This window comes from Metapseudomonas boanensis, from assembly GCF_042232855.1.
GTDB lineage: Bacteria > Pseudomonadota > Gammaproteobacteria > Pseudomonadales > Pseudomonadaceae > Metapseudomonas > Metapseudomonas boanensis.
The window spans coordinates 1568346-1582139 of sequence record NZ_CP113889.1; the positions used below are offsets into that span (position 1 = coordinate 1568346).

12 protein-coding genes are annotated in these 13794 nt (G+C 63.0%); 5 read left to right on the forward strand and 7 right to left on the reverse strand.

The window, feature by feature from the left end; genetic code table 11:
• Positions 1-83: 83 nt before the first annotated feature.
• Positions 84-1343, reverse strand: a complete 1260-nt coding sequence (gene rho / locus OXH74_RS07145) for a transcription termination factor Rho (RefSeq protein ID WP_215372145.1) — start codon at positions 1341-1343, stop codon at positions 84-86.
• A 266-nt stretch (positions 1344-1609) separates the two neighbouring features.
• Positions 1610-1936 carry a thioredoxin TrxA gene (gene trxA / locus OXH74_RS07150; protein WP_375740644.1) on the reverse strand — a complete coding sequence of 109 codons (327 nt, stop codon included), beginning with the start codon at positions 1934-1936 and terminating at the stop codon, positions 1610-1612.
• A 364-nt stretch (positions 1937-2300) separates the two neighbouring features.
• Between trxA and ppx the strand changes: the two genes are divergently transcribed.
• Positions 2301-3803, forward strand: coding sequence for an exopolyphosphatase (ppx, locus tag OXH74_RS07155; RefSeq protein WP_375740645.1), 1503 nt, complete (start codon positions 2301-2303; stop codon positions 3801-3803).
• Positions 3804-3855: 52 nt separating this feature from the next.
• Here the strand turns inward: ppx and ppk1 are convergent, their stop codons facing one another.
• Positions 3856-6096 carry a polyphosphate kinase 1 gene (ppk1, locus tag OXH74_RS07160; RefSeq protein ID WP_375740646.1) on the reverse strand — a complete coding sequence of 747 codons (2241 nt, stop codon included), beginning with the start codon at positions 6094-6096 and terminating at the stop codon, positions 3856-3858.
• Positions 6097-6116: 20 nt separating this feature from the next.
• Positions 6117-7130 (reverse strand): porphobilinogen synthase, encoded by a 1014-nt coding sequence (gene hemB, locus OXH74_RS07165; RefSeq protein WP_375740647.1) that lies wholly within the window; start codon positions 7128-7130, stop codon positions 6117-6119.
• 226 nt (positions 7131-7356) lie between these two features.
• On the opposite strand from hemB, the gene OXH74_RS07170 reads away from it, so the two are divergent.
• A complete protein-coding gene (locus tag OXH74_RS07170) occupies positions 7357-7914 on the forward strand; it encodes a DedA family protein (protein WP_375740648.1) in 558 nt (185 codons plus the stop codon).
• Here OXH74_RS07170 and OXH74_RS07175 read toward each other — a convergent pair whose 3' ends face one another.
• Positions 7915-9150: a sterol desaturase family protein gene (locus OXH74_RS07175; protein ID WP_375740649.1), complete on the reverse strand. Its 1236-nt coding sequence runs from the start codon at positions 9148-9150 to the stop codon at positions 7915-7917.
• Between the two features lie 117 nt (positions 9151-9267).
• Between OXH74_RS07175 and OXH74_RS07180 the strand changes: the two genes are divergently transcribed.
• From OXH74_RS07180 to OXH74_RS07190, 3 genes are all read left to right on the forward strand, one after another.
• Positions 9268-10098, forward strand: a complete 831-nt coding sequence (locus OXH74_RS07180; protein WP_375740650.1) for a dienelactone hydrolase family protein — start codon at positions 9268-9270, stop codon at positions 10096-10098.
• Between the two features lie 13 nt (positions 10099-10111).
• On the forward strand, positions 10112-10768 hold the full coding sequence (elbB, locus tag OXH74_RS07185; RefSeq protein WP_375740651.1) for an isoprenoid biosynthesis glyoxalase ElbB: 657 nt from the start codon (positions 10112-10114) through the stop codon (positions 10766-10768).
• Between the two features lie 133 nt (positions 10769-10901).
• A complete protein-coding gene (locus OXH74_RS07190) occupies positions 10902-11372 on the forward strand; it encodes a thioesterase family protein (protein ID WP_215372165.1) in 471 nt (156 codons plus the stop codon).
• 6 nt (positions 11373-11378) lie between these two features.
• Here OXH74_RS07190 and OXH74_RS07195 read toward each other — a convergent pair whose 3' ends face one another.
• Positions 11379-11831 carry a YaiI/YqxD family protein gene (locus OXH74_RS07195; RefSeq protein ID WP_215372168.1) on the reverse strand — a complete coding sequence of 151 codons (453 nt, stop codon included), beginning with the start codon at positions 11829-11831 and terminating at the stop codon, positions 11379-11381.
• Positions 11832-11893: 62 nt separating this feature from the next.
• Positions 11894-13783 carry an FTR1 family protein gene (locus OXH74_RS07200; protein WP_375740652.1) on the reverse strand — a complete coding sequence of 630 codons (1890 nt, stop codon included), beginning with the start codon at positions 13781-13783 and terminating at the stop codon, positions 11894-11896.
• Between the last annotated feature and the right edge of the window lie 11 nt (positions 13784-13794).

Sequence of the window (13794 nt, forward strand, 5' to 3'; positions counted from 1 at the left end):
GAACTGGGTTATTCAGAAGGTCAAAGCGCTATTACGGAAACACAAAGGCCGGGTTTCCCCGGCCCTTGCGGCATATCCAAGACTTACTTGCGTCGCATCGACAGGAAGAATTCTTCGTTGGTCTTGGTGTCTTTCAGTTTGTCGAGCAGGAACTCGATGGCGGCGATTTCGTCCATCGGGTGCAGCAGCTTGCGCAGGATCCACATGCGCTGCAGCTCGTCCTCGGCGGTCAGCAACTCTTCACGGCGGGTGCCGGAGCGGTTGATATTGATCGCAGGGAATACGCGCTTCTCGGCGATTCGACGGTCAAGCGGCAGCTCCATGTTGCCAGTGCCCTTGAACTCTTCGTAGATCACCTCGTCCATCTTCGACCCAGTCTCGACCAGCGCGGTAGCGAGGATGGTCAGCGAACCACCTTCCTCGATATTGCGCGCGGCACCGAAGAAGCGCTTGGGCTTCTCCAGGGCATGGGCGTCGACACCACCGGTGAGTACCTTGCCGGAGCTCGGGATCACGGTGTTGTAGGCACGCGCCAGGCGGGTGATGGAGTCCAGCAGGATGACCACGTCCTTCTTGTGCTCGACCAGGCGCTTGGCCTTCTCGATCACCATTTCGGCAACCTGCACGTGGCGGGTTGGCGGTTCGTCGAAGGTGGAGGCAACCACTTCGCCGCGCACGGTGCGCTGCATCTCGGTCACTTCTTCCGGGCGCTCGTCGATCAGCAGGACGATCAGGTGGCACTCCGGGTTGTTGCGGGTGATGTTGGCCGCGATGTTCTGCAGCATGATCGTCTTGCCCGCTTTCGGCGGCGCCACGATCAGGCCACGCTGGCCCTTGCCGATCGGCGCACACAGGTCGATCACGCGGCCGGTGAGGTCTTCGGTGGAGCCGTTACCGGCCTCCATCTTCAGGCGCTCATTGGGGAACAGGGGCGTGAGGTTCTCGAACAGGATCTTATTCTTGGCGTTCTCCGGTCGGTCGTAGTTGATCGAGTCGACCTTGAGCAACGCGAAGTAGCGCTCGCCCTCTTTCGGCGGGCGAATCTTGCCGACAATGGTGTCGCCGGTACGCAGGTTGAAGCGGCGGATCTGGCTGGGCGAAACGTAGATATCGTCGGGGCCGGCCAGGTAGGAGGAGTCGGCGGAGCGCAGGAAGCCGAAGCCGTCCTGGAGAATCTCCAGCACGCCGTCACCGGATATCTCCTCGCCGCTCTTCGCGTGCTTTTTCAGCAAGGCGAAGATGATGTCCTGCTTGCGCGAACGGGCCATGTTCTCCAGGCCCATGGCTTCGGACATTTCCAGAAGTTCGGCAATCGGCTTTTGCTTGAGTTCGGTCAGATTCATAGGAATGACGTAGATAGATATGGAGAGAGGAAAGCATTGAGCTTTGGAGGCCGCGCCGCCGAGAAGGCGACAGGATCGCTGTGCTTATTCGAGTTAGGAGTGCGTCGGCGACGGCATGCAGGGGGCTGCGTAGATGAAGCAGCGGTCCGAATGTAACACCAGTGCAACGGGTCGTCTAGTAGTGAAGTACGAAAAAGCCCCACTCAAGGCGGGGCTTTTTCGTACGATTCGATCACGTTCAGGCGACGCACAGGCCGCCCTGGCAATCAGATGTTGGCGTCAAGGAAAGCCGCCAGCTGGGACTTGGAGAGAGCCCCTACCTTGGTGGCCTCGACGTTGCCGTTCTTGAACAGCATCAGGGTCGGAATGCCACGCACGCCATACTTCGGCGGGGTGTCCTGGTTCTCGTCGATGTTCAGCTTGCAGACCTTCAGTTTGCCCTGGTAATCCTTGGCGATTTCGTCGAGGACCGGCGCAATCATCTTGCACGGACCGCACCACTCGGCCCAATAGTCGACCAGCACCGCGCCTTCGGCACTAAGCACGTCCTGCTCGAAGCTGGCATCGGTGACGTTGGTGATGAACTCGCTCATGGAAAATCTCCGTGGTTCGGAAGCAAAAAAGTGGAGCCATCATAGCCCGGCTTTCAGATGACCGAAAGCCGAGGGCGATTGAGCTTGCCTATGGCTGTACGGGTAAAAACTGATCGAGCGGCGATTGCGCGTCAATTTCCTTGACGACGATCAGGCCCCGATACACGACCAACAGGCAACCTTGGCCCACACTCGCAGGTTACAGCCCGCCTATAGTGAGCTCTGCAAGCCAAATTCCAGAGACCCGCACCAGCCGCAGTCCTGTCCCGCCAACAGAGCTAGTGGTACTGACGTACCGCTATTCACGTTGGCTCGACAAGGCAACCGTGGCAGGATTGCGCGGTTCAGCCTCGAGACCCAGACCATGCCCGATATCCCTGCCGAAACCCCATCCCTGATCGCTGCCATTGACCTTGGCTCGAACAGCTTCCACATGGTGCTGGCCAAGGTCGACCATGGTGAGATCCGCATTCTTGAGCGGCTGGGGGACAAAGTGCAGCTGGCTGCCGGCCTGGATGAGGAGCGCAACCTGAGCGAAGAGGCTATCCAGCGCGGCCTCGACTGCCTGCGCCGCTTCGCCCAGTTGATCATCGGCCTGCCGGAGGGTTCCGTACGGATCGTCGGGACCAACGCCCTGCGCGAGGCTGTGAACCGCAGCGAGTTCATCCGCCGCGCCGAGGAAATCGTCGGCCACCCGGTAGAGGTCATCTCCGGGCGTGAGGAAGCCCGCCTGATCTACCTCGGCGTCTCCCATACCCTGCCCGACAACCCCGGACGTCGGCTGGTCGCTGATATCGGCGGCGGCAGCACCGAGTTCATCATCGGCCAGCGCTTCGAATCGCAACTACGGGAAAGCCTGCAGATGGGCTGCGTCAGTTACACCCAGCGCTATTTCCGCGACGGCAAGATCACGCCGGCACGTTATGCACAGGCCTATACGGCCGCGCGCCTGGAACTCATGGGCATCGAGTACAGCCTGCGCCGCCTCGGCTGGCAGGAGGCCGTTGGCGCATCCGGCACCATCCGCGCGGTGGGCCTGGCGATCCAGGCCGCCGGTCTCGGCGGTGGCGAAATCAACCCTGAAGGCTTGGCCTGGCTGAAGCGCAAGATCTTCAAGCTAGGTGAGGTGGACAAACTGGAACTGGAGGGCATCAAGCCTGATCGCCGTCCGATTTTCCCCGCTGGCCTGGCGATCACCGAAGCGATCTTCGAGGCGCTCGAACTCAAGCAAATGACCCATTCCGAGGGCGCACTGCGCGAAGGCGTGCTGTATGACCTGCTGGGCCGCCACCACCATGAGGATGTTCGCGAGCGCACGCTGAGTGCACTGATGGAACGCTGCCATGTGGACATCGAGCAGGCGGCACGGGTCGAAGCGAAGGCCCTGAAGGCCCTGGAGGAAGTGGCATCCAGCTGGGAGCTGGACGACGACTGGCACCGCGACCTGCTGTTGTGGGCTGCACGCGTTCACGAGATTGGCATGGACATCGCCCATTACCACTACCACAAGCACGGTGCCTACCTGATCGAGCATTCCGACCTGCCCGGTTTCTCCCGCCAGGACCAGCAGATGCTGGCGCTACTGGTGCGCGGCCACCGCCGCAACATCCCCAAGGACAAGTTCGCCGAGTTCGGCGACGAAGGCACCAAACTGCTGCGCCTGTGCGTGCTGCTGCGCTTCGCCATTCTCTTTCACCACATCCGCGGTACCTCGGCCATGCCCCAGGTGAAACTGAAGGCCGATGGCAACATCTTTGCCGTGCAGTTCCCCAAGGGCTGGCTGGAGGCAAATCCGCTGACCCAGGCCGATTTCGAGCAGGAGGCCCAGTGGCTGAAGCGCATCGACGTGGTGCTTAAGGTCAGCTGACCGCAGCTGCAACGAATAACGGGGCCCAAGGGCCCCGTTATTCATGGCTGGCTCAACGCACGCTGATCGGCGGGTTGGTCAGCTTGTCCAGCAGGAGCATCTGGGCATTGCGCGAGTTCTGGTTGCCGCTCGGGCTGTTGCGCAGATAGCGGCCGTCCGGTTGCAGCACCCAGCTCTGGGTGTTGTCGGCGATATAGGCTTCCAGCTCTTTCTTCACGCGGGTAAGCAGCTTCTTGCCCTCGACCGGGAAGCAGGTCTCGACGCGCATGTCGAGGTTGCGTTCCATCCAGTCGGCACTGGAGAGGTACATCTTCTCGTCACCGCCGTTGAGGAAGTAGTAGATGCGGCTGTGTTCGAGGAAGCGGCCGATGATCGAGCGCACCTGGATGTTGTGCGACACCCCCGGGATGCCCGGGCGCAGGCAACACATGCCGCGCACCACCAGGTCGATGCGCACACCGCTCTGGCTGGCCTTGTATAGGGCGCGAATGACCTTCGGATCGGTCAGCGCGTTGACCTTGACCATGATGTGCGCAGGCTTGCCTTCACTGGCGTGCAGGGTCTCGCGGGCGATCATGTCGAGGATGGTCTTCTTCAGCGTGAAGGGCGCATGCAGCAGCTTCTTCATACGCAAGGTCTTGCCCATGCCGATCAACTGGTTGAACAGCTTGTGCAAGTCTTCGCAGAGGGCATCATCGGCGGTCAGCATGCTGTAGTCGGTGTACAAGCGCGCGTTGCCGGCGTGGTAGTTGCCAGTGCCGAGGTGCGCATAGCGGCGCAGCTCGCCGTTTTCGCGACGGAGGATGAGCATCATCTTGGCGTGGGTCTTGAAACCGACCACACCATAGATCACCACCGCACCTGCCTGCTGCAGGCGGCTCGCCAGTTGCAGGTTGGACTCTTCGTCGAAGCGCGCACGCAGCTCGATCACCGCGGTGACTTCCTTGCCGTTGCGCGCGGCCTCCACCAGGGAGTCGACGATTTCCGAGTTGGCACCGGCGCGATACAAGGTCTGCTTGATCGCCAGGACGTTCGGGTCCTTGGCCGCCTGGCGCAGGAAGTCCACCACCGGGGTGAAAGACTCGAAGGGATGCAGAAGCAGGATGTCCTGCTTGCCAACCACGTTGAACAGGTTCTCGGCTTTCTGCAGCAATTTGGGAATCACTGGGGTGAAGGTGGCGTGCTGCAGCTCCGGATGGCTTTCCAGGCCAGTGATGCTGAACAGGCGGGTCAGGTTCACCGGACCATTGACCTGGTACAGCTCACTTTCCGCCAGGCCGAACTGCTTGAGCAGATAGTCGGACAGGTTCTTCGGGCAGGTGTCGGCCACTTCCAGGCGCACCGCATCGCCATAGCGACGGGAGAACAGCTCGCCGCGCAGGGCGCGGGCCAGGTCGTCGACATCCTCGGTGTCCACCGAGAGGTCGGCGTTACGGGTCAGACGGAACTGGTAGCAGCCCTTCACCTTCATGCCAGGAAACAGGTCGTCGGCATGGGCGTGGATCATCGAGGAGAGGAAAACGAAGTTATCCCCGGCCCCGCCGATGTCCTCTGGCACGCGAATGACCCGCGGCAGTAGGCGCGGAGCGGGGATGATCGCCAGACCGGAGTCACGGCCGAAGGCGTCGACCCCCTCAAGCTCGACGATGAAGTTGAGGCTCTTGTTCACCAACAACGGGAAGGGGTGCGTCGGGTCCAGGCCGATGGGGGTGATGATCGGCGCGATCTCGTCGCGGAAGTAACGACGCACCCAGCTCTTCAGCTTCGCGGTCCAGTAGCGACGGCGAATGAAGTTGACCTGGTGCTTGGCCAACTCGGGCAACAGGATGTCGTTGAGAATGGTGTACTGCCGCGCCACCTGCTCGTGCACCAGCTCGCTGATGCGTGCCATCACCTGGTGCGGCAGCAGGCCGTCAGCGCCGGCCTGCTCACGGGCGAAGGTGATCTGTTTCTTCAACCCGGCAACGCGAATCTCGAAGAATTCGTCCAGGTTGCTGGAGAAGATCAGCAAGAACTTCAGACGCTCGAGAAGTGGATAGGACTCGTCCAGCGCCTGCTCCAGCACGCGGATGTTGAACTGCAGCTGGGACAGTTCGCGATGGATGTACAGGCTGCTGTCATCCAGGCTGGGCACCACCAGCGGGGCGGGGGCCGGCGCGGGCGCAGGTGCAGGTGCAGGTGCAGGGGCAGCGACGGGCGCCACCAGAGCCTCCTGAGGCGCCGGCTCAGGGGTGATCTGAGCCTCGGCAACGGGTTCTAGCAATGCGCTGGGATTGAGTCCTTCGGTGTTCATCTGCAGTTCCTGGGGGGAGTTCAGGCTCCCGTCTTGAGCATTTCTGCGGCGCGTTTGGCGAAGTAGGTGAGAATGCCATCAGCACCGGCGCGTTTGAAGGCCACCAGGGATTCGAGGATGACCGCCTCGCTCAGCCAGCCGTTCTGGATGGCGGCCATGTGCATGGCGTACTCGCCGCTGACCTGGTAGGCAAAGGTCGGCACGCGGAATTCATCTTTCACCCGGCGCACGATATCAAGGTACGGCATGCCCGGCTTGACCATCACCATGTCGGCACCTTCGGCCAGGTCGGCCGCCACTTCATGCAGGGCTTCGTCGGTGTTGGCCGGGTCCATCTGGTAGCTGGCCTTGTTGCCCTTGCCGAGGTTGGCGGCCGAGCCGACGGCATCGCGGAAGGGGCCGTAGTAGGCGCTGGCGTACTTGGCCGAGTAGGCCATGATGCGCACGTTGGGGAAGTCGGCCAATTCCAGAGCTTCGCGGATGGCTTGGATGCGACCGTCCATCATGTCGGATGGCGCCACTACCTGAGCGCCGGCTTCGGCGTGGGACAGCGCCTGCTTGACCAGCGCATCGACGGTGATGTCGTTCTGCACGTAGCCGTTGTCGTCGAGGATGCCGTCCTGGCCGTGGGTGGTGAAGGGGTCCAGGGCCACGTCGCTGATCACACCCAGCTCCGGGAAGCGCTCACGCAGGGCGCGAATGGCACGCTGGGCGATACCCTCCGGGTTCCAGGCCTCGGCGCCATCGAGGGACTTCTTCTCCAGCGGCGTCACCGGGAAGAGCGCCAGCGCCGGAATACCCAGGTCCACCCATTCGGCGGCTTCTTCGAGCAGCAGGTCTATGGACAGGCGCTCCACCCCGGGCATCGAGGGCACGGCTTCACGGCGGTTTTCGCCATCGAGCACGAACACCGGCAGGATCAGGTCATCGACCGTCAGGACGCTCTCGCGCACCAGGCGACGGGAGAAGTCGTCACGACGATTACGGCGCAGTCGGGTGGCGGGGAACAGGCGGTTGGCGGGGGTAAAGCTCACAGCAAACTCCAGGGCCCGGATCGGACGCAGTCTGACAATATAAGCTCCGATTATGACCGAATGGTAACAATCCGCGACAGCGACCCTTGGTCGCGTTAGCACGGCCCACGTCAGGCGCCGCAAGGGACAGCCAGCCGACGACGGATCCGCTCCGGGGAGCCAGAAGCTTTTCCCCAGACGCCATCCCGGTTAGGCTGCGCGTTCATTTCGCTGCCCAGCCCATTCCATGCTGCAACAAGCTCTTCAGGATTTCGGCTACCTCGCCCTCTTCCTCGGCACCTTCTTCGAGGGTGAGACCATCCTGGTCCTGGCCGGGTTCCTCGCCTTCCGCGGTTATATGGACATCAACTACGTGGTGGCCACAGCCTTCTTCGGCAGCTATGCCGGGGACCAGCTGTGGTATTACATGGGACGCCACAAGGGCCGCCAGCTCCTGGCCCGCCGGCCACGCTGGGAGGCGATGGGCGAACGTGCGCTCAGGCACATTCGCCGCCATCCGGACATCTGGGTTCTCAGCTTCCGTTTCGTTTATGGGCTGCGCACCGTCATGCCAGTGGCGATCGGCCTGTCCGGTTACCCTCCACTGCGCTACCTGATCCTCAATGGCATCGGCGCCATCATCTGGGCGCTGGCCCTGGGCTTTGCCGCTTTCCACTTCGGCGCCGTGCTCGAGGGCATGCTGGGCAATCTGAAGCGCTATGAGCTGATGGTCCTTGGCGGCCTGCTGGCAATCGGTGGGATGCTTTGGTTGCGCCGCCGATTGCGCAGCAATGGCCGGCGCTGATCAGAGCACCAGCGCCGTTTTTCGCCGAGGCAAGCCAAACAGTCCGGCCAGGCTGACCAGGCTGTAGGCCAGCAACAGCCATGCAGCGATGGCTCCGAATGGCAACAGCCCCAGGTCCATGGCCAACCAGAGCACAGGCCAATTCGCCAGCAGGCGAGCCAGTTCCAGGGCACACGCCCAGGGGCGGTTCTCCAGCCAGGCACCGATCACATAAAGACCGAACGCCATCCAGGCCAGCCCCAGCCACATTGTTCCGCTGACCAGTTCAGCCCCCCTGCCCAACAGATAAGTACCCGCCACCACGTAGGGCACAAATTGCAGCACGGCGTAACACGTCTGCCCCAGCCCCAGGGGCACCTCGAATTTGACGAACTGTCCGAGGTCCGGCTTGGCCTGTGGATACTTCGCGGCCACGTCCGCCGGCCGCCAGCCGGTGCGCATGAACCAGATGCGCAGCTTGTCCCAACGGGACTCGGCACGCATCGCGTCGTGCCACAGATGCACATAGAACTGCAGGTTGGCCCACAGCGGATTCCAGCTGGCCAGCGGTGTGGTCACACCGAAGACCACCGGGTCTTCGGTCAGCTCCTCCTGGAAAGTGCCGAACAGCCGGTCCCAGAGAATGAACACCCCGCCGTAGTTGCGATCCATATAAACGGGATTCTGCGCATGGTGCACCCGATGATTGGACGGCGTGATGAACCCCCACTCGAACCAGCCGAGCTTCGGCACATGGCGGGTATGCACCCAGAACTGGTAGAGCAGGTTCAATGCGCCCACAGTGAGAAAAACCAGCGGCGGCACGCCGACGATGGCCATCGGCAGGTAGAAGATCCAGCCCAAGAGGAAGCCGGTACTGGTCTGCCGGAGGGCAGTGGACAGGTTGTACTCCTCACTCTGGTGGTGCACCGAGTGGGCTGCCCAGAGCACATTACGCTCATGCCCGAGGCGGTGGTTCCAGTAGTAGCAAAAATCGTAGAAGACGAACGCCAGCAGCCACATCCACAGGCTCTGCGCCGACAGATCGAACAACGCCAGGTGCTGCCAGGCAATACTGTAGGTCAGCAGGCCCAGCCCCTTGGTCAACAAGCCACTGGTGGTGGACAGCACCCCCGCGCCGAGGCTGCTAAGCGTGTCGGCGGTGCGGTAATTGCGCATCCCGCGCAAGCGGTCGGCCAGCAGTTCGAGCCCGATCAGCAGGAAGAAGAAAGGCACTGCGTAGAAGATGTAATTCATGGGCCTGCCATATCGTTATGCGTATCCAAGGACTAGGATTGCTCGTTAGGATGCTACCCCGCAGCCGGGCCAGGCCCTCGGCATGGCGTGCCAACACAACCGGCATATGACGACAGCATGCGCAGACTCCTGAAGCCCCTACTGATCTTCCTGACAATCGCCGCTGGCGTCGCCCTGCTCGGGCTTTACCCCTATCGCAATGCTCTCTGGCCTCAGGCGGCCGACCTCGACGCCGCCAGCGCCCGCTTGGCGCCGCACCTGACGCTGCGCGCACCTGTCGGCAAGGGCCCCTTCCCTACGGTGTTGGTGTTCCACGGCTGCAGCGGCCAGAGCCCCGGATTCGTCAAGAACGTGACCAGCTGGCTGCTGCCGGCCGGTTATGCCGTGCTCTTCGTCGACAGCCATGCCGCCCGTGGCATCAACGACTGGCACCCGGTCTGTGACGGCAAGCAGTTATGGGGCAACGAACGCGCACTTGACGTGTATGCCGCCCTGGCCCTGGCCCATGGCTATCCGGAAATCGACCAGCAGCGCCTGGCCCTGCTCGGTTACTCCCATGGCGGCTGGACCATCCTCGACGCGCTGGCTTACGACGGCGCCGCCGGCCACGGTTTCCCCGCCACTGGCAAGGCGACGCTGGGTGGCGTGCGAGGCGTCGTTGCCTTCTACCCCTACTGCGGCTTCCCGGCGCATCTGCGTGACGGCGTGGGCAACACGGCGCCCGTCCTGATGTTCCTTGCCGGCAAGGACAGCGTCACCGATCACCAGCAATGCCTGTCCGCGCTCGACAGCCTGGACGGCGGCCGATTGCAACTCGTGCAGTACGGCAATGCCGACCATGTCTTCGACCAGCGCAGCGACTTGAATACCTACCAACCCGGGCTGGCCCAGGATGCCCAGCGGCGTACGCTGGCCTTCCTGCGGGAAACCCTCGGCCCCACCCCATGACCTGGAGATACCTATGACCAAGAAAGTTGCCGTGATCCTGTCCGGCTGTGGCGTATACGACGGCGCAGAAATCCACGAGAGCGTGATCGCCCTGCTGCGTCTGGATCAACGCGGCGCAAAGGTGCAGTGCTTTGCACCGAACATTGCCCAGCACCATGTGATCGATCACACCACCGGCGACGAAATGCCGGAAAGCCGCAACGTCCTGGTGGAGTCGGCGCGCATCGCCCGCGGCGAAATCAAGGACGTGCGCGAACTGAAGGCCGAGGACTTCGATGCGCTGATCGTGCCCGGCGGATTCGGCGCTGCGAAGAACCTTTCCGACTTCGCCCTCAGTGGTGCCAGCTGCACAGTGCAGCCCGACGTGCTGGCCGCAGCCCGTGGCTTTGCTGAAGCGCACAAGCCGGTTGGCCTGATCTGCATCTCCCCGGCCCTGGCGGCGAAGATCTATGGCGCGGGCGTCTCCTGCACCATCGGCAACGACGCCGGCACTGCCGCCGCCCTCACCGAAATGGGTGCCCAGCACGTCGAGTGCGAGGTCAGCGAGATCGTCCAAGATGAGAAGCGCAAGCTGGTGACCACCCCGGCCTACATGTTGGCTCAATCGATCAGCGAGGCCGCCGCAGGCATCAACAAGCTGGTCGACCGCGTGCTCGAGCTGACGCACTGACCACCCTGGACGGGCAGTTCACGCTGCCCGTCCGCGTGCCGATCCGGCCAATCCTCCAGCCACTCCCGCCAAGCCACTGGCACAGCACCTCATCCTGCGGCAGCGTCGGGCAATCGGGCATACAGGAGGCACCATGACCCCATCCGACTTCACCCTCACCCCTGAGCTTCATCAGGCCGTGAGCGGCTTCTTCGAACGCATTCCGTTCAATCGCGTGCTGGGGATCCAGTTGGGCGAGATGTCCACCGAGAAGGTGGTCATGCACCTGCCGATGAAGGACGAGCTGATCGGCAACTTCGTGCACGGCATTCTCCACGGAGGGGTGATTTCCAGCCTGCTCGATGTAGTAGGAGGCGCAATGGCGCTGATCGGCGCCTTCGAACGCCATCAGCACTTGACCGGCACGGAGCGCATGGCTCGGCTGTCCAAGCTCGGCACCATTGACCTTCGGATCGACTACCTGCGGCCCGGGCGTGGCAAACACTTCACCGCCACCGCCGTACTGCTGCGCTCAGGCAACAAGGTTGCGGTGGTGCGCTCGGAACTGCACGCGGATGACGGCACTCTGGTTGCGGTCGGGACCGGCACCTACCTCTGTGGCTAGGCAGGATCAGCTACGGCTGAGGCGCGTCAGCACTCGGTCGAGGGCATTGGCGAAAGCCTGGCGATCGCGCTCGCCATAGGCGGCCTGGCCGCCGCCCATCTGCCCCTGATCACGCAGGTCCGTCAGCAGATTGCGCACCGCCAGGCGCTCGCCCATGTTGCGCTCATCGAACTCCTTGCCGCGCGGGTCCAGCGCCGCCACGCCTTTCTTGATCAGACGATCGGCCAGCGGCACATCACTACAGATCACCAGCTCCCCGGGCATGGCGCTTTCCACCAGATAGTCATCGGCCGCATCCGGGCCGCTGGGCACGACGATCAGGCGCACGCACGCAAAAGCCGGCTTGACCTGACTCTGCCCGGCCACCAACAGCACCTCGAACTTGCGCTTCAAGGCGAACTTGATCACCTGGTCCTTGGCCGCCCGAGGGCAGGCATCGGCATCGATCCAGACACGCATGCTCGGCTTCACACCTTTCACAAACAGACAGGGCGAGGAGTATGCCACTCCCCGCCACCGGCTCAAGCCTGCGCCGTGCTCCGCTCGCGCAGCCGGCTGCGACCATAGAGCATGGCGATGGTCAACAGCGCCAGGCCCTGGGCCGACAGGCTGTAAGCGTCAGGATGGATACCTAGCCAGTCGAACTCGAAGAACGGCACCGGACGCGTGCCCAGGACACCTGCCTCCTGCAGGGCGGCTACACCATGGCCGGCAAATACCACGGACAGGGCGCAGAGCAGTGCCGCGTTGGCGCTGAAAAAGGTCCCCAGCGGCAACTTCGCCGAGCCACGCAGAATGATCCAAGCCAGCCCCACCAGCAGCACCAGCGCGGTCAAGGCCCCAGCCACCACCATGCCATGGCCGGCCGGACCCGCCTGCAGCCAGAGAGTCTCGTAGAACAGGATCACTTCGAATAGTTCGCGATACACCGAGAAGAACGCCAGCACCGCGAACCCAAAGCGTCCGCCGCCAGTGATCAGGTTCCGCTGGATGTAGTTCTGCCACGCCGCCGCATGGCGTCGGTCATGCATCCACACGCCGAGCCAGAGCACCATGACGGCAGCGAACAAGGCCGTGCAGCCCTCCATCAGCTCGCGCTGAGCGCCACCGACATCGATTACGTAAGCGGCCAGCGCCCATGTGCCAACACCTGCCAACAGCGCTACGCCCCAGCCGATATGCACACTCCGGGCGGCATGTTCCTGGCCGGTATTGCGCAGGTACGCAAGGATAGCGGCCAGCACCAGGATGGCCTCCAGCCCTTCACGCAGGAGGATCAGCAGGCTGGAGAAGAAACTCAGGGAGCCGCCAAGAGCATCGCCATCCAGGAGTTCGGCGGACTTGCCCAGCTCAGCCTTGGCCTGCTCCAGAAACTGCGCCGCCTTGCCAACCGGCTGGCGATCCTGCAGGGCTTGGCGGTAGGCCATGAGGGCGCGCTCGGTGGTCTTGCGCTGTGCCGTATCGAGGTTATCGAGGGAGTTCTCCACCAGCTCGAAACCTTCCAGGTAAGCCGCCACCGAGAGGTCGTAAGCCTGCTCCGCATCACCGGTGCGATAAGCCTTGAGGCTCTGCTCCAGGGTCGCTTGGGTATGCCCGATAAGCTCCTTGGGCCCGCGCTGCTGCAGCGGCGGCTGGGCGCGTTGCGCACGGAACAGGGCTATTGCCTCGACGCCCTGGTTGGCACCGATCTCCTCCGGCGTACGTCCCGCCAGCTCTGCCAGCGAGATGGGCGCACCTTTCACGGCAGCATCGGCACTGAAGCCGGCAATGTAGCTGGCCAGGTCCCAGCGCTGCCGATCATCCAACTGGTCGGCGAACGCCGGCATATCGGTGCCTTCGACACCGAGGCCGATGGTGTTGTAGAGGTCATAGAGGCTCAGCCGGTCAAGCCTGGCCTGGTCGCGCAGGTTGGCCGGCGGGGGCTCCAGGCCAACCCCTGCCGGTCCATCACCAGCACCCATGTCGCCATGGCAGACGCTGCAATGCTGGGCATACAGCGGCGCGCCGCGTGCAGGGTCAGGCGTAATGGCCGGTATCTGACTGACGTCGTAGGCCGCGGCCAGATGAGCGGCCAATTGGCGCGTCTGACGAGCCACCTTGTCACCCTCCTGACGAGCTTCGACGGCTTGGCGCAGGCTCGCCACGCCGGATACCAGGTCCCTCTGTTCGGTGCGCGCCGGCAGGGCCACGATCAGGCCCTGCAGGACGCCAAGAAATTCAAGTTGTTCGCGGTACTCGCCCTGATCAATCACGTCGCCATTGGCGACAGTGGCCGGGTAGTCGGCACCGATATAACCCAGTAGATGCAGCGCCTGAGCGGCGCCGTCGGCCGGATCGGCCAGGAGGTTGAAGCTGCAAATGGCCAACAACGGCAGTAGCAGGCAGCTGAGAAGCCGGGAAAACGGGAACATGTTTCAATCTC